This is a genomic window from Luteibacter sp. HA06 (genome assembly GCF_054061215.1).
The window spans coordinates 3140466-3159319 of record NZ_JBSSDZ010000001.1 but is presented as its reverse complement, the minus strand read 5'-3'; the positions used below and the strand labels follow the sequence as shown (position 1 = coordinate 3159319).

Annotated in this window: 17 protein-coding genes; 10 read left to right on the top strand and 7 right to left on the bottom strand. The window is 64.8% G+C overall.

Features of this window, described 5'->3' with window-relative positions; translation table 11 throughout:
* The first annotated feature begins 1 nt into the window (after position 1).
* The 8 genes from ACVWWJ_RS14540 (at position 2) to egtB (ending at position 8407) form a co-directional block, all read left to right on the top strand.
* A complete protein-coding gene (locus ACVWWJ_RS14540) occupies positions 2 to 1267 on the top strand; it encodes an NAD(P)/FAD-dependent oxidoreductase (protein ID WP_456968437.1) in 1266 nt (421 codons plus the stop codon).
* On the top strand, positions 1264 to 2028 hold the full coding sequence (locus ACVWWJ_RS14535; protein ID WP_159893380.1) for a DUF1365 domain-containing protein: 765 nt from the start codon (positions 1264 to 1266) through the stop codon (positions 2026 to 2028). Before ACVWWJ_RS14540 ends, ACVWWJ_RS14535 begins: the two co-directional genes overlap by 4 nt.
* Positions 2025 to 3278, top strand: coding sequence for a class I SAM-dependent methyltransferase (locus ACVWWJ_RS14530; protein ID WP_456968436.1), 1254 nt, complete (start codon positions 2025 to 2027; stop codon positions 3276 to 3278). Before ACVWWJ_RS14535 ends, ACVWWJ_RS14530 begins: the two co-directional genes overlap by 4 nt.
* On the top strand, positions 3275 to 3808 hold the full coding sequence (locus ACVWWJ_RS14525) for a DUF2878 domain-containing protein (RefSeq protein WP_456968435.1): 534 nt from the start codon (positions 3275 to 3277) through the stop codon (positions 3806 to 3808). The genes ACVWWJ_RS14530 and ACVWWJ_RS14525 overlap by 4 nt, the downstream gene beginning before the upstream one ends.
* Positions 3805 to 4593: a DUF1295 domain-containing protein gene (locus ACVWWJ_RS14520; RefSeq protein ID WP_456968434.1), complete on the top strand. Its 789-nt coding sequence runs from the start codon at positions 3805 to 3807 to the stop codon at positions 4591 to 4593. The genes ACVWWJ_RS14525 and ACVWWJ_RS14520 overlap by 4 nt, the downstream gene beginning before the upstream one ends.
* Positions 4590 to 5675, top strand: a complete 1086-nt coding sequence (locus tag ACVWWJ_RS14515; RefSeq protein WP_456968433.1) for an SAM-dependent methyltransferase — start codon at positions 4590 to 4592, stop codon at positions 5673 to 5675. The genes ACVWWJ_RS14520 and ACVWWJ_RS14515 overlap by 4 nt, the downstream gene beginning before the upstream one ends.
* 133 nt (positions 5676 to 5808) lie before the next feature.
* Positions 5809 to 6186 (top strand): DUF427 domain-containing protein, encoded by a 378-nt coding sequence (locus ACVWWJ_RS14510; RefSeq protein ID WP_159893389.1) that lies wholly within the window; start codon positions 5809 to 5811, stop codon positions 6184 to 6186.
* A gap of 25 nt (positions 6187 to 6211) precedes the next feature.
* Positions 6212 to 8407 (top strand): ergothioneine biosynthesis protein EgtB, encoded by a 2196-nt coding sequence (gene egtB, locus ACVWWJ_RS14505; RefSeq protein ID WP_456968432.1) that lies wholly within the window; start codon positions 6212 to 6214, stop codon positions 8405 to 8407.
* 104 nt (positions 8408 to 8511) lie between these two features.
* Here egtB and pgaD (ACVWWJ_RS14500) read toward each other — a convergent pair whose 3' ends face one another.
* From pgaD (ACVWWJ_RS14500) to ACVWWJ_RS14470, 7 genes are all read right to left on the bottom strand, one after another.
* A complete protein-coding gene (pgaD, locus tag ACVWWJ_RS14500) occupies positions 8512 to 8955 on the bottom strand; it encodes a poly-beta-1,6-N-acetyl-D-glucosamine biosynthesis protein PgaD (protein WP_159893393.1) in 444 nt (147 codons plus the stop codon).
* Positions 8952 to 10202 (bottom strand): poly-beta-1,6-N-acetyl-D-glucosamine synthase, encoded by a 1251-nt coding sequence (gene pgaC / locus ACVWWJ_RS14495; protein ID WP_159893395.1) that lies wholly within the window; start codon positions 10200 to 10202, stop codon positions 8952 to 8954. The genes pgaD (ACVWWJ_RS14500) and pgaC (ACVWWJ_RS14495) overlap by 4 nt, the downstream gene beginning before the upstream one ends.
* Positions 10199 to 12073: a poly-beta-1,6-N-acetyl-D-glucosamine N-deacetylase PgaB gene (gene pgaB / locus ACVWWJ_RS14490; protein WP_456968431.1), complete on the bottom strand. Its 1875-nt coding sequence runs from the start codon at positions 12071 to 12073 to the stop codon at positions 10199 to 10201. The genes pgaC (ACVWWJ_RS14495) and pgaB overlap by 4 nt, the downstream gene beginning before the upstream one ends.
* Before the next feature lie 5 nt (positions 12074 to 12078).
* Positions 12079 to 14016, bottom strand: a complete 1938-nt coding sequence (gene pgaA / locus ACVWWJ_RS14485; protein WP_456968430.1) for a poly-beta-1,6 N-acetyl-D-glucosamine export porin PgaA — start codon at positions 14014 to 14016, stop codon at positions 12079 to 12081.
* A 242-nt stretch (positions 14017 to 14258) separates the two neighbouring features.
* Positions 14259 to 14756, bottom strand: coding sequence for a poly-beta-1,6-N-acetyl-D-glucosamine biosynthesis protein PgaD (gene pgaD / locus ACVWWJ_RS14480; protein ID WP_159893399.1), 498 nt, complete (start codon positions 14754 to 14756; stop codon positions 14259 to 14261).
* Positions 14753 to 16003, bottom strand: a complete 1251-nt coding sequence (gene pgaC, locus ACVWWJ_RS14475; RefSeq protein ID WP_456969717.1) for a poly-beta-1,6-N-acetyl-D-glucosamine synthase — start codon at positions 16001 to 16003, stop codon at positions 14753 to 14755. Before pgaC (ACVWWJ_RS14475) ends, pgaD (ACVWWJ_RS14480) begins: the two co-directional genes overlap by 4 nt.
* Positions 16004 to 16095: 92 nt before the next feature.
* Positions 16096 to 16506 (bottom strand): rhodanese-like domain-containing protein, encoded by a 411-nt coding sequence (locus ACVWWJ_RS14470; RefSeq protein ID WP_456968429.1) that lies wholly within the window; start codon positions 16504 to 16506, stop codon positions 16096 to 16098.
* A gap of 89 nt (positions 16507 to 16595) precedes the next feature.
* On the opposite strand from ACVWWJ_RS14470, the gene ftrA reads away from it, so the two are divergent.
* Together ftrA and ACVWWJ_RS14460 are read left to right on the top strand one after the other, a co-directional pair.
* Positions 16596 to 17567, top strand: a complete 972-nt coding sequence (gene ftrA, locus ACVWWJ_RS14465) for a transcriptional regulator FtrA (protein WP_456968427.1) — start codon at positions 16596 to 16598, stop codon at positions 17565 to 17567.
* A gap of 97 nt (positions 17568 to 17664) precedes the next feature.
* Entirely contained in the window at positions 17665 to 18852 is a 1188-nt protein-coding gene (locus ACVWWJ_RS14460; RefSeq protein ID WP_456968426.1) for a DUF1624 domain-containing protein, read from the top strand.
* The last annotated feature ends 2 nt before the right edge of the window (positions 18853 to 18854 follow it).

Here is an 18854-nt window from a genome sequence, read left to right as displayed (position 1 = left end):
CATGCGCGTCGCCGTCATCGGTTCAGGGATTGCCGGGCTCGCATCGGCTCGTCTGCTGTCGCGCAAGCACGCGGTGACCCTGTTCGAGACCAATGCTTATCCCGGCGGCCACACGCACACGCATGCCATCCATATGGATGGTCGCGACTACACGGTGGATACCGGCTTCATCGTCCACAACCGTGCGCACTACCCGTTGCTGTCAGCCTTGTTCGACGAACTCGGCGTGGAGACGCAACCCACGACCATGAGCTTCTCGGTTCGCAACCAGGCAACTGGCCTCGAGTACAACGCAGCGAACCTGGACACCCTTTTCTGCCAGCGCCGGAATCTGTTGTCGCCGCGCTTCCTGGGGATGATTCGCGACCTGATGCGCTTCTACCGTGAGGCTCCGGCTTTGCTCGAAGAGTCCGGCGAAGGTCCGACCCTGGGCGAATACCTCGAACGTGGTGGCTACGGCGCGGCATTCCGCGACGAACACCTCGTGCCGATGGCCTCGGCGCTGTGGTCGTCACCCTCGGCGGCGGTGCTCGGCTTTCCCGCGCATTACCTCGTGCAGTTCATGGCCAATCACCAGATGCTCAGCCTGTCGGGGCGACCGGAATGGCGCGTGGTGACAGGCGGATCGCGCCGCTACGTGGACGCGATGCGCGCGCGGTGGTCGGTGGACGAACGCCTGAATACGCCGGTCCTGGCCGTAAGGCGCGGTGACGATGCCGTGGACCTGGTCACGCCCGCTGGCACCCAGTCCTTCGACGAAGTAGTGCTGGCTTGCCACAGCAACCAGGCCCTGGCCCTGCTGGCCGACGCCGACGATACCGAACGCTCGATCCTCGGCGCGATGACCTATCAGGCCAACGACACCGTGCTGCACACCGATGCCTCGCTGCTGCCGCGTTCGCGCAAGGCCTGGGCGGCGTGGAATGCATTCATCCCCGCCGATCCGGGCGACGCCTGCACGGTGAGCTATTGCATGAACCTGCTGCAGGGTTTCAGCTCGCCCGAGCCCTTCGTCGTCACCCTCAACCGCAGCAACGCGATCGATCCGAAGCGGATCCTTCGTCGCATGAGCTACGAACATCCGGTTTACACGCATGCGTCGGTCGCGGCACAAACGCGCAAGGCGGAGATCCAGGGCCGTCGCCGCGTGTGGTTCGCCGGCGCGTACTGGGGGTGGGGTTTCCACGAGGACGGTATCCGTAGCGCGGTGGAGCTGGCGCACGACTTCGAGCGCGTGGCCATGACGCGGGAGAGTACGCCGGCATGAGCGAACGCTTCGCCAGCGCAGTCTACGAAGGGGTGGTGACGCATCATCGCCATGCGCCGCACGATCACGCTTTCAGCTACCGCATGGCTCAGATGTACCTGGATCTGGATGAGGTCGAAAAGGTGTTCGCCGGTCGCTGGCTCTGGTCGGCCGGAAGCCGCAATCTCGCCGAGTTCCGTCGTTCCGATTACCTGGGTGCCCCGGACCAGCCGCTGGCCGAAGCCGTGCGCGAGCGGGCGGAGACCGCGCTGGGTTATCGCCCGGCCGGCCCGGTGCGTGTGCTTACGCATCTGCGTTACGGCGGCATCGTGTTCAACCCGGTGACGTTCTACTACTGCTACGAAACGGACGGCGTCACTCTCGATTGCGTCGTCGCCGAGATTACCAATACACCCTGGCGGGAACGTCACAGCTACGTGCTTCGCGTGGATGACAACGCGCAAGGACATGTCATCGACGCGTCTTTCCCCAAGGTTTTTCACGTGTCGCCCTTCATGCCGATGGAGCGCGAGTACCGCTGGCGCTTCACATGCCCGGGCGAGCAGCTTCGCGTGCACATGGACGTATTGCGCGACGGCGTTCGCGAGTTCGACGCGCACCTGTCGCTGCAGCGTCGCGAACTCACCAGCGCTTCGCTGTCGCGCGTGCTCTGGCGCTACCCCTTGATGACGGCCAAGGTCGTTGGCGCGATTCACTTCGAAGCGCTGCGTCTTTGGCTCAAGCGCAATCCCATTCACGATCACCCTGCGAGAAGCCCATGAATGCCATCGTCAGCCAAGAAGGTGCCGCGCCGGCCTCGCGCGGGTTACGGTTCCTGCGACGCCTGTTGCTGGCGCGGATGGATGGCATGCGTCATGGCCGCCTGGTCATCGACGACCCGCTGGGGCGCGTGGAGCTGGGCCAGTCGATCGAAACGCATCCGGATCTCGTCGTCCACGTCCAGGTCGATGATCTCGCCTTCTACCGTGCCGTTGCCGCCAACGGCAGCGTCGGTGCCGGCGAAGCCTTCATGGATGGACTATGGCGCTGTGACGATCTGGTCGGCCTGATTCGCCTGCTGGTGCGCAATCGCGACCGGCTGGACAGCATGGAGTCGGGGCTGGCACGTCTGGGCGGCCTTGCCATGAAGGGCTGGCATGCCCTGCGGCGAAATACACGCGAAGGCAGTCGTCGCAATATTTCCGCCCACTACGATCTCGGCAACGATTTCTTCGGACTGTTTCTCTCGTCGGACCTGATGTACTCATCGGCGCTGTGGGAAGGCGACACGGACACCCTGGAGGTGGCCTCGGCACGCAAGCTCGATCGTGTCTGCCAGTGGCTCGACCTGAAACCGGGCGACCGCGTGATCGAGATCGGCACGGGGTGGGGCGGTTTCGCCGTGCATGCAGCGCGTCATTACGGCTGCCATGTGACGACGACCACGATTTCGCGCGAGCAGCATGCGCTAGCAGCCGCGCGGGTGGAGGAAGCGGGCCTGGGAGACCGAGTGACGCTGCTGCTGGAGGACTATCGCGACCTGACCGGCACCTACGACAAGCTGGTATCGATCGAGATGATCGAGGCCATCGGTGCCCGTTACCTCGACACCTATTTCGCCAGGCTCGGCCATCTGCTGCGGCCGGGCGGTCGCGCCCTTGTGCAGGCGATCACGATCGAAGACCACCGGTACGCACAGGCACTCGCCTCTGTGGACTTCATCAAGCGCCACGTTTTTCCGGGCAGCTTCATCCCATCGATCCACGCGATGCTGGCGGCCAAGACGCGCGTGACCGATCTGGCGCTGGTTCGCCTGGAGGACTTCGGCCTCTCATACGCGCGAACGCTCGAGGCATGGCGAGAGCGTTTTCTCGCGAGTCTCGGGCAGGTACGCGGGCAGGGCTTCGATGAACGCTTCATCCGATCGTGGGAGTTTTACCTTGCCTATTGCGAGGGCGGCTTCCGCGAGCGTTCGATCGGTGTGTCGCACCTGCTGATGGAGAAGCCGCTGCACGGGAGTATGCCGGGATGATGGTGTGGGCTAGCCTCATCGGCTATCAGGTCGTCTGGTTTATCGCGGTGATCTTCGCCGGGCGCGGTGAACCGTGGCCGGGGGTATTGGCTGCACTGGTGTTCGTCGGCTGGCAACTCGCTGTGTCGCGGCATCGCCGTGCGGACCTGCAGGTACTGGCGATCGCGGTGCTTTGTGGTGTCGTGGTCGACGGACTCGTGCGTGGCCTGCACCTGGCCGATTACGCCGCTGACGCTCCCGCGTGGCCAGCCAGCGGCGCGCCCCTGTGGATTCTCGGCCTCTGGGCCTGTTTCTCGATGACGCTGGGCGGCCCTTTGCGCGCGCTCGGCACGCGGCCGATCCTCGCCGTGGTGCTGGGTGGCATCGGCGGACCACTGGCCTATGCGGGCGCCGCGCGCGGCTGGGATGCGCTGGTCGTCCACGCACCGGCATGGCAGGCGTTCGCCGTACTAGCCATCGGCTGGGCGTTAGCGATGCCCTTGCTGGCCACCCTGACACACCGCTGGACCATGAGGAGGACTCCCGCATGAGCACGACCAACACCTTGCTGGTGATCTGGCTCGCTGCCGCATGGTTGATGACGGCGGGGTGGGCGTGGCAACGCCGCAAGGCCAATGCAGGCATCGTCGATGTGCTCTGGTCGACCGGTGTAGGTGGCGCCGCGGTGCTGGCGGCGCTGATCGGTTCGGGCGCGCCGGTGAACCGGCTCGTGATGGCGATCCTCGGTGGCCTTTGGGGTGTTCGTCTCGCGTTGCACCTGTGGCGCCGTGTGGCCGGCGAAGCGGAAGACGGCCGTTACCGTGCGCTCCGCGAGCACTGGAACGGCAGCCAGATGAAGTTCTTTGGTTTCTTCCAGTTCCAGGCTTTCCTCGTCGGCGGTTTCGCCGTGCCTTTTCTGGCGGTGGCTGCGAACCCGTCGGTTTCGTACCCCGCCATCCTGGCGGCCGTGGTGGTGTGGCTGGTCAGCGTTGGCGGTGAATCGCTGGCGGACCGGCAGCTCGCCACGTTTCGCGCCGATCCGTCCAACCACGGCAAGACCTGCCGCGCCGGCCTGTGGCGCTATTCGCGGCATCCGAACTATTTCTTCGAGTGGGTGCACTGGTTTGCCTATGTGCTGCTGGCCATCGGTTCGCCGTTGTGGTGGCTGGCCTGGAGCGGTCCGGTGGTGATGTTCCTGTTCCTGCGCTTCGTCAGCGGCGTGCCGTACACCGAGACTCAGGCGCTGCGAACGCGTGGCGAGGCCTACCGTCGCTACCAGCGCGACACACCGATGTTCTTCCCGTGGTTTCCGAAACATGAGAGCGATAACGCATGAATACCGTCGTGAGTGCTTCCGCCCCGTACGCCCGTGAGGACCGTGCCGCTCCCGGCCTTCTCGGTCTTGCCGAACGTGGCCTGGTTCCCGACGCGCTGCTGCGCGCCGGCATACGCCGCCTGTGTGCGAAACGACTGGCGGAGGAGGGCGCGGGTGGCCTCGAGGCCGTCGCCGCTCGTTTCCAGCAACGGATTGAAGGCCTGAAGCACAGCGAGGTGGCCATCCACACCGATGCAGCGAACGGCCAGCACTACGAGCTGCCTTCGCGCTTCTTTGAACTGTGCCTGGGGCCTCGCCTGAAGTACTCGGGGTGTTATTACCCGACCGGCACCGAGTCACTGGCCGATGCGGAGGAGGCCATGCTTTCGCTGTATGCGGAACGCGCCGAACTGGCCGACGACCAGTCGATCCTCGAACTCGGTTGTGGCTGGGGCTCCCTCACCCTGTGGATGGCCCAGCGTTACCCGCGTTCCCGTATCACCGCCGTGTCGAATTCGGCCAGCCAGCGCCGGCACATCGAAGCCAATTGCGCGTCCCGCGGTATTCACAACGTCAACGTGATCACCGCGGACGCCAACACCCTTGAACTGGGCGAGACTCAGTTTGATCGCTGCGTGTCGGTGGAAATGTTCGAGCACATGCGCAACTACGAAACGCTGCTGTCGCGGATTGCGCGGTGGCTGCGGCCGGGCGGCAAGCTCTTCGTGCATATCTTCGCGCATAAGACCCTGATGTACCCCTTCGAGACCGAAGGCAGCGACGACTGGATGGGCAGGCATTTCTTCACCGGGGGCCTGATGCCTGCGTCAGACACGCTGCTGTGGTTCCAGAAGGACCTGGGCATCGAGCGCCGCTGGCATGTGGACGGCACGCACTACCAGCGCACGGCCGATCACTGGCTGGCCAACCAGGACATGGCGCGTGAAGAGATCATGAAAGTGTTGCAAGGCACCTACGGCGAGGCAGCCGGCCTGTGGTTCCAACGCTGGCGGATGTTCTGGATGGCCTGTGCCGAGCTGTTCGGGTACGCGAACGGGCAGGAGTGGCTGGTCGCCCACTACCGGTTCGCAAAACCGTCCTAGGCGGTCAGAAACGTCCAATCCGGCCAGCTTTGCCTGCGGGTAATGTCACCTGTTCCGGGCTGTCGCCTTGGAAACGGCCGCCGGCGGTCGCACGATGTGTGGCTTGCACCGTATTCGCATGAAGGAGAGTGCCATGTCCTCCCGTCCCGTTCGTATCCCAGGGCCCGACCATCCGATCACCGTGACTCCGTCGGGGGGCCGCGTGGTCGTGCGCGATGGCGACCGCGTGATCGCCGACACCCGTAACGCCTTGACCCTGCAGGAGTCCACGTATCCCGCAGTGTTCTACATCCCGCGCGCCGATGCCGATATGGCCGCGCTGACGAAGACCGAGCACCACTCTTACTGCCCGTACAAGGGCGAGGCGTCCTACTTCAGTCTTCCCGGTAACGCCGAGAAGGCGATCAACGCCATATGGACCTACGAGACGCCTTACGACGCCGTGGCGCCGATTCGCGAGCATCTCGCCTTTTACGCCGATCGCGTCAGCATCGAGCACACGCCGGGCTGATCGGCCAGCGCAGGGAACCTGAATCATGCAAGCCTTCGTCGATACCCACTGGGCCCCCGGCGCCGCCGCCCTTCGCTCCGGCGAAGACGCGGCGGCCATCCGATGTCATGCCGAGCCGTCGCTCCTGGCACGGTACAACGCGGTTCGTGCGCGTACTGAAGCGCTGATCGCCGGCCTGGACGCCGAAGACATGGTCGTCCAGTCCATGCCTGATGCCAGTCCCGCGAAATGGCATCTCGCACACACCACCTGGTTCTTCGAGACGTTCGTGCTGGGGCCTAACGTGACGGGTTACCAGGTCTTCGACGCCGATTTCGGCTACCTCTTCAATTCGTACTACGAGGCCGTCGGTCCGCGGCATCCACGCCCGCTTCGGGGCCTTTTGACACGTCCGTCGGTCGCGCAGGTGGTCGCCTATCGCCACCATGTGGACTCGCACATGCGGGCCTTCCTTGGTGAGGCGCCTTCCGCGGAGCTGGAGGCCCTTCTGCTTCTGGGCTTCGCCCACGAGGAGCAGCACCAGGAACTGCTGGTGATGGACGTGCAGCACCTGTTCGCGCAGTCGCCGCTGAAGCCCGCACTGGATCCCGCATGGCCCTCGCAGACCCCTGGCCCGAGCGGACGCTTCCGCCGCGTCGGCGGCGGCCCGGTGAGCGTTGGGGCCGTGAATGAGCGCTTCGCCTTCGATAATGAGGGCCCGCGTCACACGGTGTGGCTGGAACCGTTCGAAATCGCCGACCGACTGGTGACCAACGGACAGTGGCTGGCCTTCATGGCATTGGGCGGATATCGCCGCGCTGACCTGTGGCTCTCCGACGGCTGGGCGCAGCGTCAGGCGGAAGACTGGGACGCGCCCCTCTACTGGCGGCGCGACGGCGATGTCTGGTCGCACATGACACCGGGCGGTTGGCGGCCAGTGGATCCGGACGCCGCGGTGACCCATATCAGCTACTACGAAGCCGAGGCCTTCGCACGCTGGGCCGGTGCGCGTCTGCCGACCGAGGCGGAGTGGGAGCATGCCGCGCGCAACCATGCCGAACTGGAACAGGTCGCCGACGTCGCCTGGCAATGGACGGCGAGCGCGTATTCGCCGTATCCCGGCTTTCGGGCGACGGACGATGCCGTGGGCGAATACAACGGCAAGTTCATGAGCGGACAGATGGTGTTGCGCGGCGGTGCGAGCGTGACGCCGCCGGATCACGTCCGTGTTTCGTACCGCAACTTCTACCGACCGGGTCAGCGCTGGATGTTCTCCGGCCTGCGCCTGGCGCGCGATGTGGGTAGTTCGCCCGACGACGACCGGCTGACCTTCCTGCGTGACACGCTGGCCGGTCTCTCCGCTTCGCCGAAAGCCTTCTCGCCGAAGTACTTCTACGACGCTGCCGGATCGGCCTTGTTCGAAGCGATCTGCGTGACGCCGGAGTATTACCCCACGCGTACGGAAACGGCGCTGTTGCACGATATCGCGCCGGCGCTGGCGGCGACCATTCCGGACGGCGCCGTGCTGCTCGAACTGGGCAGTGGCGCGAGCGACAAGACGCGCGTCCTCCTCGACGCGGCGCCGCAGATCTCCGCGTACGTGCCGGTGGATATCAGCATCGACGCTCTCAACGGTGCGGTGGAGCGCTTGCGTTCGGCGTATCCCTTGCTCGAGGTGTATCCGGTCGTCGGGGACTTCACCCAGGCGATCGCCGTGCCCGAGGCGGTGGCCGGACGGCAGATCGTGGCGTTCTTCCCGGGCTCGACCATCGGCAACTTCGTGCCGGAGGAAGCGATCGAGCTATTGCGGTCGGTCCGTGAGCGGCTCGGCACCGGTGCCCATTTCATCGTCGGAGCCGACCAGGTCAAGTCGGTCGACACGCTGATCGCGGCGTATGACGACGCCAAGGGTGTCACCGCTGCCTTCAATCGCAACGTGCTGGTGCGCGTCAACCGCGAGCTTGGTGCCGACTTCGACCCACAGGCTTTCGAGCACCGCGCGGTCTGGAACGCCGAGCTGGAGCGCATCGAGATGCATCTGGTGAGCCGCGTGTCGCAGGAGGTGACGGTGGCTGGTCGATCCTTCAGCTTCGCCGCGGGCGAGTCCATTCACACGGAGAACTCGCACAAGTTCACGCCGGCTTCGTTCGCACGGTTGGCTGAGGCGGGGGGCTGGCAGGTTGATCGGGAATGGATATCGCCGGACCCGGCGTTCGGCGTTTTCGCGCTGGTTGTCCGCTAACGTTCCGTGTGATCTCTGTGGGAGCCGCTTCAGCGGCGATTGGGTGCTGGCCTCAACCTGGCCCGCTGCCGCGGAATCGCCGATGAATCGGCTCCCACAGTCGCTTAGCGGACTTCGTCTACGGTCATGTAGCCGGCGTCGCTGACGCTGACCACGGCGCGGCGATGGGCCTGGATGCTGATGGCATCTTCGGTCGACGCGCCGATGACCCGGGCAGTGGCTTCAACGCCCACCGGGTTGTTGCCGCGGCGCTTCTGCTTTCCGGAGAAGCGGGCATGGTTGTATCCCGACCATGCTGAAAAGATCACTGCACAGAGAATGGCGGCAAGCAGGATGACGTTGATGTCGCCGCCTTGTCGCGCCGGTTCCAGTACGTGCAGCTGCAACCAGGCATTGCGCAGGCCGAAGGCCCAGGCGCCCAGGGTGATCAAGGGCAGCCAGAGAAACGCCCAGAACAGCCAGGCGACGACGGTGGCCACGCCGAACATGGCTTTCTGCACTGACGACTGGCGCTCGGGGCGCTGGATCATGATGGCATCGGCTTTCATCGCAGTCCCCGGTCCGGGCTGACCCATACCGCACGTGTGCCCTTGCGCTTCATCAGCGCCTTGGGCATCGCCACGATCGAGGTGGTCGTATTGAGTATCCAGTACACCAGCGGGTACCAGATCATCCAGTAGTAATTCCGGCCGATGCGCGTTTCGTAGCGACGGTCGACCAGGAGGCTGATCAGGAACTGGAGCAGACAGATCGCGCCCAGCACCACGCCGTGCCACTGGGGCAGCAGCGTTTCGATATACAGCGAGCGCGGCAGGTCGACGAAGTGCCCGAGCGCCCAGAGGGAAACGATGATCGCCATGGTGTACGACCACACCAGGCTCATCACGTATTCGATGGCCACCGGCCACATGCGGCGCTGGCGCCATGCGAACAGTTGCTTTGTATAGCGCAGCAGAACCTCGGAGCCGCCCTGGGCCCAGCGCAGGCGCTGCTTCCACAGCCCGCGCAGCGTTTCGGGCATGAGGATCCAGCACAGTGCGTTCGGTTCGTAGCGGATCTCCCAGTGGCGCATCTGCAGACGCCAGCTGATGTCGATGTCCTCGGTAACCATGTCGGTGTTCCAGTATCCGACGTCGTGCAGCGCGCTCTTGCGGAAACCGGCGATCACGCCGGAGACGGTGAAAATGCGGCCGTACACGCGCTGGGCGCGCTTGATCAGGCCGATGATGGACGAGAATTCGCCAACCTGCAGCTTGCCCAGCAACGTGGACCGGTTACGAATGCGCGGGTTGCCGGTGACCGCGGCCACGCGCGGGCTTTCCAGCATGTGCGAAAGCAGCCAGTGCGTCGCATAGTCGTCGAGCAGTGCATCACCGTCGACGCAGACCAGAAAGTCGGCGTTGGACGCCAGTGCGGCGGCACGCAGGCCCATGGCCTTGCCCTGGTTGCTCGACATGTGAATCACCCGGAGCTTCGGGTACTGGTCGAGCAACTGGTCGAGCTGGGCGCCGGTATCGTCGGTGGAGCCATCATTGATCGCGATGATCTCGAAGTTCGGATACTGCTGAGACGCCAGGTGCGCGATCGTCTCGCGAACCTGCTCGCCTTCGTTGTGGCAGGGCACGATGAGGGTGACCATCGGGTACGACGACAGCTCGGGCGGTTTCACGCGAACGGGTTCGTTGCGCTCCCAGCGCATGAAATAGATCACGCCGCCCGTCATCCAGAAGAGTGACATCACCAGCGGATAGAAGAACGCAAATTCCAGCAGTGCGTGGAGAATCCCGCCACTCATCGGATGGGCTCCGGATAGGGGTAATCGGACGCTGAAATGAAGGGGCGGATGGTTTCAAGATCCGGATGGTCGTGCAGGAAGTCGTCCGGGTAGTAGCCGATGTGCCATGCGCCCGCAGCCTGCATCGTGCGCATGCGCAATGCGAGGTCGCGGTCTTCAATCGGCTTATGGGTGCGCCAGTCCTGCGTCGCGAACTCGAACAGCGTGCGTTCGAAGCCGTTCGGCACCGCCGCGACCTGTGCCGCCAGATGCTTGTACCAGCCCATACGATCCGATTGCTGGTCCAGCTGCGGCATCGCCATCACGGCGGTCATGTCGTACGCCTTGAGGAACGCCGGCAGGCTCTGAGCCGTCCAGCCTTCGGCATTGGGCTGCAGGATGGGCAGGGCGTACAGGTTGCGCGCCGTGCGCAGCTGCGGACGCCACTTCTGCATCCGCTGCGATAGCTCCAGTGTGAAGTCGATCAGGGCCTGGGTATTCTGAGCCGGCGTGTTCTTCGCCCAGGGTCCGAGGTTATCGGTGTCGCGGATGTACGCATCGTCGGAGAACAGCACGCCGGCGGTATCGGCGTGCATGGCGAGATCCTCGTAGACGTCGCCGATCATGGCGCGCACCTTCGGATCGTACGGCGCCAGTCGAAAGTGATCGCCGCCGGGCTTGGGTTCGCCGGCGAGCGAGGGCAGGTTCTTGCCGTCCGGGAAGCGGAACGCGAGAACCGGCATCCATGCATAAACGCGCACGCCGGCGCGGGTGCGCAACTGCCACGACACCCGTGAAAACAGGTCGGCGCGCATCGGCAAATGACGGTTCGGGAAGTACACCGCGTCGGCGACACCGTCGCCGTCAGGATCCGCATAGGCCTGCAACCAAACCTGGCTGGGATGCAAGCGCTTGATGCGATCGAGCAGCTTCGACAGGTTGCGATCCTGCTGGGCCGGGTCGCGATCGTAGACGTAGTCCAGATCCACCTGCACGGCGCGCGTGGGCTCGATGCGATCCAGATGGCGCATGAGCCAGCCGAGGCGGTTTGCGGTGATATTGCCGCTGACCAGCAGGCGCGGGATCGTCTTGCCGACCTCGAGCGTGGGCAGGCGATCACCCAGGCTGAAGGTCACCGGCATGCCATGCTCGGCGGCGACCTCACGGCCCACCCGCGTATAGGCACCGTAAGGCCACGCCACCGCGCGCGGACGGACGCCCGTGTGCTCGGCGATCTCGTCGGCGCTGTGCTGCAGGTCGGCGCCAACTCGCGCACGATACTGCGCCTCGTCTTCATAGACGTGCGCCTTGTCGTCGTAACGCAGGGATGCGGCCGCCGGTAGCAGGTTGCCCTGCGGATTGCCGTTGGTGCCTTCATGCATGCCCCAGGAGTGCGAGGCGAATTCCACCAGGCCGCTCTTGTGCATCTCGGTCACCTGGTCCCAGGTGAGGAAGCAGTCGCGATCGCAATCGGAGCCGTTGTACGGCATGCGCTTGCCAGCGGGCAGATCGATCCACGAGCCGACGATCGCCGCCACGGCGGGATAGTTGTAGGCGCGCAGTAGCGGATAGGCGCGCGTGTAAAAGCTCTCCAGACCGTCGTCAAAGGTGAGCAACACGGCATTCGGTGGCAGCGCGGCGCCGCCATGGCTCGCGTCGACGACCTGTTGCAGGCTGACGATGTTGTAGCCATTGGCCTTGAGCCAGTCGAAGTGCGACAGCAGGTGATCGGTACTGGTGGCATCGGGATCACGATCCGCCTGGAGGCCGACATCGTCGCGCACGTCGTGATAAGCGAGCACGATGAGCGAAGGCCGTGCCGGGGCGACGGTCTGTGCGAAGGTGGGGAGCGCGAGCCCGAGCAGGGCTAGCAGGAACAACAGCGAACGCATGACTCTCATTCTCCCCAGTGCAGGGTCAGGTCGAGGACAACGCGATGTTCGCGGCGCCCGTCGTAGGGTTGGTTGTGCCAGCCGATGCCCCAGCCCAGGCGGATGCCCGCCCGGGGCTGGAAGACCTGGCCGTAGCGCACGCTGGCCATCCAGTCGCTGGCATAGCCTTGTTCGTTGTATTCGCCGACGGCGACGTCGATACGCTGAGTGACCTGGCGCTCGTAGAACTGCCCGAGCAGGTTTTCCAGGCGACCGGTCAGCGCATAGCTGTTGTCGCGGCGCGGGTTGAAGTAGGGACGGTCGGTCTGTGTGTTCATTGAACCGCCGACTTCGACGCCACCGTCGAGCGCGAGGTTGGGAGCGGTGTAAACGCGCTGGGTGAAGGCAGCAAGCCAGCTCGTGCGCTTGTTGCCGTCGCTGAAGTTGTCGCGGGCAAGGCCAAGGCGGGCCTGGGTCAGTTCACTGGCCCGCCAGGTCACGGCCGTTTCCAGGGTTTTCGCCGAGATACCGTAATACTGGGCACGTAGCGGGGTGTCTTCGCCAGCGGTGCTGAAATCGGCGGCGATCGCCCAGTGGTCGTTGAGCGACCAGTTGACGCCCGCTTCCAGCGCGGTCTTGCCAACGTATCGGTCCGCCGCGGGCAGCGCCTGCACATAAGCTTCGAGTCCACGCGCGTAGCCGCGAATGCCGAGGCCGAACCGTGTACGGCGGACGTCTCCTTCCGGCAGGTCCGCCGTCGAATAACGGCCCAGTGCAACGACCCGCCAGTGGTCGTCGATCAGCGGGCTTTCTATCGTCGCCACGGTGGCGCTGTCGCGGTCGCCGTAGTCGGGGCTCGAACCCTTGCCGTTTTCCTGGCTGATATCGAACTGCCAGCCGCGCTCGCGATCCCATGATTGCACCGCGCGGTCGACGCGCTCCGTGCGGTTCCCGAGCACCTGCGCCTGGGCGAGGTCGTCATCGATGCCTTCGTACTCACGCAGAGCGCGCTTGGTGTCGGCCGCATCGAGGTAGGAATCGACGTCTCGCGGATTGAGCGTGTCGGCGATCGCAAGATCGTCCTGCGCGCGGCGTGGCCAGCCTCGCGCCAGTTCCACCATGCCCAGCTGCCGGCGGAGTTCCGAATTGGCCGGTGCTTCGCGCGTCAGCGGCACGATGCGGCCATACGCGTCGGCCTGTATGTCCACGATGCTGCGCGCCGAGACGGCAGCGGAGTCGGCATCGAGCTTGCGCGGGTTCTGGATGGGCAGGCGGATGCCGGGCACGCGGACCCACGGCTGCTCTTTTGCTGCGAGGCCGTCGATCGTGGCGAGCGCCTTGCGGTCCTGTCCGGACTCCAGGTACGCGTACATCAGACCGATTCGCGGATCGATCTCGGCAGCGTCGTAAGGACCCGGCTCCTTCGCGATACTGTCTTCGTAAAGTTGTGCGGCTTCGGCAGGACGTCGCTTCGCAAGAAGCGCATCGGCAGCATTGCGCTCGGCATACGCCGGCAGGGTCACGCCCTGCTTGTGAAGGGCGTCGTAGCGCTGCACGGCTTCGTCCATCAGGCCAGCCTGGTCGAGGGCGACGATCAGATCGAACTGCTCGCGCAGACGCATGTCGGCGGGTAGCAGTGGATCGTCGGCGAGGCGCCGTGCATCGACAACGGCGCGATCGGCTTCCGCGTAAGGCGCGCGTGGATCGGCGGGTTCGCCCATGGCCCAGCGGGTTTCGCGCGCGACATGGTCGGCATCGAGCCGTGCCTTGTCCGTCGGGCTTTGCGGCGGCTGGAGCGTCGATGCCAGTTCCCTGGCGCGCGTGGTGCCTCCGAGTTCCGTCAACAATGTGACGTTGAGCGCTTGTGCTTCGCGGTCGTCCGGCCAGCGTGCGAGAAGCGCCTGACAGTGCGCCAGTGCATCCAGGCGGTGCCCGTCACTACGCTCCTGACGTACCCTGGCCATGAGTGCATCGCGCTCCGGAGGCGCCGCTGCCCAGGCCGCAGGCCCATGAAGGGCCAGAAGCAGCGCCAGGCAAAGCCTTGCGCGTGGCGGTCGCATGCCGCGCTGAAAAATCGTCAAAGGTGTTCCCATGCCCACAACATGACCTGTATCGATCGCGCCGGATGTCCATTCCCGGCAACGAAGTTGAAAAAGCGTGCCACGGTAAAGGCAAGCACCGTGCCACTTGTGTCGCCTTGACACATTCACGCACGTCGGCGTGTTTCCGCGTTCAGGCTGACAACGTTATTGGCGGTTGCATCGGACTCCGTCACACCGATATGGCCGTCATCGTCGACGCTTAATACGGCGCGACGGCTGTCCTGGATGCAACGCGCTTGAGCGGTCGTCGCGCCAAGAGACTCCGCGGCGTCGGGAAGGGGCACCGCGCCCGGCCTGCGACGGCGCTGGCGTTGGCCACGCTTGCGCCGGCCTTCGTAGAGTGACCAGGCAAGGAACACCAGCAGGCTCAGCGGAGCCAACCAGACGATATCGGCCAGTTCGTGGGTGCCGCTGAGAACCACTCCCGGAATCCAGCGTTCGACATGGACCGGCATGTTCAGCTGGCTGGCGAGCCGATGGAGGGCAGGCAGCCAGAGCAGACCCCAGAGCAGCCAGGCCAGCACGGTAAGGATGCCGTAGAGCACGCGCCTGGGCAGCGACTGCTTCTCGGGCTGGTCGATCAGGATGGTTTCGGCTTTCATGTGATTCCGCGGTCGGGACTGACCCACGTCGCGGCTTGCCCCTGACGGCGCATAGCCGCCCGGGGCAGCGCGACGATGGAGGTGGCGGTGTTCAGGAGCCAGTACGCCAAGGGGTACCAGATCATCCAGTAGTAGTTGCGGCCGATCTTCGTCTCGTAGCGACGGTCTACCAGCAGGCTGAGCATGAACTGGACCAGGCAGGTGATGCCGAGCACGACGCCATGCCACTGCGGGAAAAGCGATTCCACGTGAAAAGGCGGCGGGATCTCGGTCACCTTGCCTGCGGCCCACAGCACGATGATCGCGCCCATGACGTAGGACCAGACGAGGCTCAGCACGTACTCGATCGCGAGCGGCCACATGCGTCGATGACGCCAGCGCAAAAGATTGCGCGTGTAGCGCAGGATCACTTCGGAGCCGCCCTGAGCCCAGCGCAGCCGCTGCCGCCAGAGCCCGCGCAACGTCTCCGGCATGAGGATCCAGCACAGCGCATTCGGCTCGTAGCGCACTTCCCACGCGTTCATCTGCAGCCGCCAGCTGACGTCGATGTCTTCGGTCACCATGTCGGTATGCCAGTAGCCGACATCGTGCAGGGCGCTCCGGCGAAATGCGGCGATGACGCCCGAGACCGTGAAGATGCGTCCGTAGACACTCTGCGCGCGCTTGATCAGGCCGATGATCGAGGAGAACTCGCCCACCTGGAGCTTGCCGAGCAAGGTGGACCGGTTACGGATGCGCGGATTGCCCGTCACCGCGCCCACGCGCACGTTGCGCAGGAGCTGCCAGACCAGCCAGTGCGTGGCGTAGTCGTCGAGCAGGGCATCGCCGTCGACGCAGACGATGTATTCGCCATGCGTCGCCAGTGCGGCGGCGCGCAAGGCCATCGCCTTGCCCTGATTGGACTCCAGATGAAGCACGCGGAGCCGCGGCTGCTCGCGCATCAATGCATCGAGGATTGCCCCGGTGTCATCGCTGGAGCCGTCGTTCACCGCGATGATTTCGAAGTCCGGCCAGCGCTGGCTCGCCAGGTGCGCGATGGTTTCGCGCACCTGCTCGCCCTCGTTAAAGCAGGGCACGATGAGGGTGACAAAGGGATACGAGTCGAGCGCGGGCGGGTTTTCCCGATCGCCTCTACGGCGCTCGACGCGGAAGAAATAAACCAGGCCACCGCTCATCCAGAGTAGCGACATGATCCAGGGGTAGAAGAAGGCGTATTCGAGCAACGAATGCATCAGCGATGCATCCATGCTCATCCCGCAGTCCTGCTGATCGATATGCTCATAATCGGCAAGTTTGGCGATTTCGCGTTGACGTTCTGTGTAGGCCCCGCCGGGTTGGTTCAGATAACAAGCGCGTCCGAACGGGCCAGCTCGAAGCCCTCGTCGATCCATCCGGTGATGCCTCCGGCCATGATCTTCACGGGCAGCCCCAGGCGCGCGAGCTTGCTGGCCCCGCGCGCAGCGCCGTTGCAGTGCGGCCCGGCGCAATAGGTGACGAACAACGTCGATGCCGGCCACGCCGCCATGCGTGACGCGATGATCTTGCCGTGGGGCAGGTTGAGGGCACCGGGCACGTGGCCCTGCGCAAACAGCGTGGGGCTGCGCACGTCGAGCAGAACGAAGCCCGGATCGTCTTGGGCGAGCGCGTCGTGGGTATCCCAGCAGTCGGTTTCGAACGTGAACTCCGACTCGAAGTGAGCGAGGGCGACCTCGGAGGCGGCAGCGGGTATGCGGGTGACGGCGTTGGACATGGCAGCTCTCGTGGCAGTGGGCATGCCAGCCATTGTCCGCACGGTAGCGACGCGGCATAGTGGCGGCAACGCCATCATGCGATCAGATCATGCCAGGCTATCCCGCCCCTCCCAATACGCTCGTCGCAGCCTTGGTCTACGACGGGCTGTGCATGTTCGAGTTCGCCAGCGCGGCGGAGGTATTCGGCCTGGCGCGTCCGGAGTTGGGCGAGGACTGGTACCGCTTCGAGACCTGCGCGGCGGAGGCGAGCGCCATCCGCGGCCAGTACGGCACACAGATCCGGGCGGACGGGAACCTGGATCGCCTTGCCGAAGCAGGCACGATCATCGTGCCGGGCTGGAAGGGCATCGACCAGCCGGTACCTTGTTCCATCGTGGATGCGCTTCGTCATGCCCATGCGCGCGGTGCGCGCCTGCTGTCGATCTGCTCCGGATCCTTTGTCCTGGGAGCCACCGGGCTGCTGGATGGAAAACGGGCCACGACGCACTGGCGTTACGCGGAAGCGATGCGCAGCCGTTATCCGGCCATCGATGTCGATCCGGACGTGCTCTACGTCGATGAGGGCCAGCTGCTCACGTCGGCCGGCAGTGCAGCGGGACTGGACCTTTGCCTGCACCTGATCCGCCGTGACCGCGGACCCGCTATCGCCAATCATGTTGCGAGACGCCTGGTGATTCCGCCCCACCGGGATGGCGGGCAGGCCCAGTACGTCGAGCGCCCGGTGGCCGTGCGCGAGCGCGATCTCCTCGGGCCGGTGATGGATGCGATGCGCCGCCGGCTCGCCGACGACCTTCCTCTTGCCACGCTCGCGGCCATGGCGGCGATGAGCGAACGCTCCTTCATTCGCCGCTTCAAGGCCTCCACAGGAACCACGCCAGCGGACTGGCTGACGACGTTACGGGTGGATCGAGCGCGGGAGTTGCTCGAAGGCTCGACCCTGTCGATCGACCTCATCGCCGACCGGACCGGCCTTGGCACCGCAACCACGTTGCGACATCACTTCCGTCGCAAGCTGGGGACAAGTCCGGGTGTCTACCGGCAGCGGTTCAGCCGGTCATAGCGTCGAGCCGCTTGGCATAGGCTATTGCACCGATTCCCGGTGGCCCTGTGAGGCGCTATACAGGGCAGGTTGTCTCCTGATCCCGAGGTAGGCGGTGATGGTGGAAGCACAGGTATCGACTGCGCCGGTGTCCTCGACGGCACCTCTGCCACGTCTGGACTTCATCGATGCGCTGCGTGGCCTCGTCATCGCGCTGATGGTTCTGGACCACACGCGCGACTTCGTTAACCGGCAGGCCTTCCTGTTCGATCCGCTCGACCTGGACAAGACCTCGGTGGCGTTGTTCCTGACCCGTTGGGTCACCCACCTCTGCGCACCGACCTTCGTGCTGTTGTCCGGCGTTTCGATTTTCCTGCAGGCGCATCGTGGTAAGACCGGGTGGCCGCTTTCGCGATTCCTGCTGACGCGTGGCCTCTGGCTCATGTTTCTCGAAGTCACCGTGGTCGATCTCGGTTTCGACTTCCGGCCCGCTATCTTCCTGCAGGTTATCTACGCGATCGGCCTGAGCATGGTGCTGATGGCGGCCGCAGTGCAAATGCCTCGACGCGCGGTGCTGGGTCTGGGAATTCTTCTGGTCGCCGGACACAGTCTGTTCGATAGCGTGGACGCGGCTACGTTGGGTGCGTGGGGTTTGCCGTGGCATCTGCTCATGCAGCCCGGTCGCTTACCGTTCGGGTTCATCGCCTATCCGGTGCTGCCGTGGTTCGGGATCATGTGCGTGGGTTATGGCATGGGCGACATTTATCTCATGGAGCCAACGCGGCGGAGCCGCACGCTTGCATGGCTGTCCATCGGCGCGATTCTTCTGTTCTTCGTATTGCGTCTGCCGAACTTCTACGGCGACCCACGGCCCTGGACGGTTCCCGCCGACCCTTCGCTGACACCGTTAGCGATCATGTCCGTGGCGAAATATCCGCCGTCGCTGGACTACGTGCTGATCACGCTGGGTATTTCCACGCTGCTTGGCCTCGCCCTCGGCCGCGCGCCGGCGTGGCTGCTGAAGCCGTTCCTGGCCTTCGGTCGCACACCGATGCTTTCCTATCTGCTGCATCTGTACATCGCACATATGTTCGCGGTGATCATTGCGCAGTTCTACGGCGTACCCGCGATGCACTTCATCGGGACGCTGAGTGATCAGTCGCGGCTCCGTGCCGACGGGTGGGGTCTATCGCTTGCCGGCACGTACGGCGTGTGGTTGGCGGTACTTGCGGTGCTTTATCCCATTGCAAACCGGTACGCCCGGTACCGGGCCACGCATAAAAGCTGGTGGCTCAGCTACCTGTGAGG

Excerpts from the sequence above, each read along its gene's own strand:
- ACVWWJ_RS14540 (WP_456968437.1), top strand. The coding sequence starts at position 2 with ATGCGCGTCGCCGTCATCGGTTCAGGGATTGCCGGGCTCGCATCGGCT.
- ACVWWJ_RS14535 (WP_159893380.1), top strand. The coding sequence starts at position 1,264 with ATGAGCGAACGCTTCGCCAGCGCAGTCTACGAAGGGGTGGTGACGCAT.
- ACVWWJ_RS14530 (WP_456968436.1), top strand. The coding sequence starts at position 2,025 with ATGAATGCCATCGTCAGCCAAGAAGGTGCCGCGCCGGCCTCGCGCGGG.
- ACVWWJ_RS14525 (WP_456968435.1), top strand. The coding sequence starts at position 3,275 with ATGATGGTGTGGGCTAGCCTCATCGGCTATCAGGTCGTCTGGTTTATC.
- ACVWWJ_RS14520 (WP_456968434.1), top strand. The coding sequence starts at position 3,805 with ATGAGCACGACCAACACCTTGCTGGTGATCTGGCTCGCTGCCGCATGG.
- ACVWWJ_RS14515 (WP_456968433.1), top strand. The coding sequence starts at position 4,590 with ATGAATACCGTCGTGAGTGCTTCCGCCCCGTACGCCCGTGAGGACCGT.
- ACVWWJ_RS14510 (WP_159893389.1), top strand. The coding sequence starts at position 5,809 with ATGTCCTCCCGTCCCGTTCGTATCCCAGGGCCCGACCATCCGATCACC.
- egtB (WP_456968432.1), top strand. The coding sequence starts at position 6,212 with ATGCAAGCCTTCGTCGATACCCACTGGGCCCCCGGCGCCGCCGCCCTT.
- pgaD (WP_159893393.1), bottom strand. The coding sequence starts at position 8,955 with ATGAAAGCCGATGCCATCATGATCCAGCGCCCCGAGCGCCAGTCGTCA.
- pgaC (WP_159893395.1), bottom strand. The coding sequence starts at position 10,202 with ATGAGTGGCGGGATTCTCCACGCACTGCTGGAATTTGCGTTCTTCTAT.
- pgaB (WP_456968431.1), bottom strand. The coding sequence starts at position 12,073 with ATGCGTTCGCTGTTGTTCCTGCTAGCCCTGCTCGGGCTCGCGCTCCCC.
- pgaA (WP_456968430.1), bottom strand. The coding sequence starts at position 14,016 with ATGGCCAGGGTACGTCAGGAGCGTAGTGACGGGCACCGCCTGGATGCA.
- pgaD (WP_159893399.1), bottom strand. The coding sequence starts at position 14,756 with ATGAAAGCCGAAACCATCCTGATCGACCAGCCCGAGAAGCAGTCGCTG.
- pgaC (WP_456969717.1), bottom strand. The coding sequence starts at position 16,003 with ATGGATGCATCGCTGATGCATTCGTTGCTCGAATACGCCTTCTTCTAC.
- ACVWWJ_RS14470 (WP_456968429.1), bottom strand. The coding sequence starts at position 16,506 with ATGTCCAACGCCGTCACCCGCATACCCGCTGCCGCCTCCGAGGTCGCC.
- ftrA (WP_456968427.1), top strand. The coding sequence starts at position 16,596 with ATGCCAGGCTATCCCGCCCCTCCCAATACGCTCGTCGCAGCCTTGGTC.
- ACVWWJ_RS14460 (WP_456968426.1), top strand. The coding sequence starts at position 17,665 with ATGGTGGAAGCACAGGTATCGACTGCGCCGGTGTCCTCGACGGCACCT.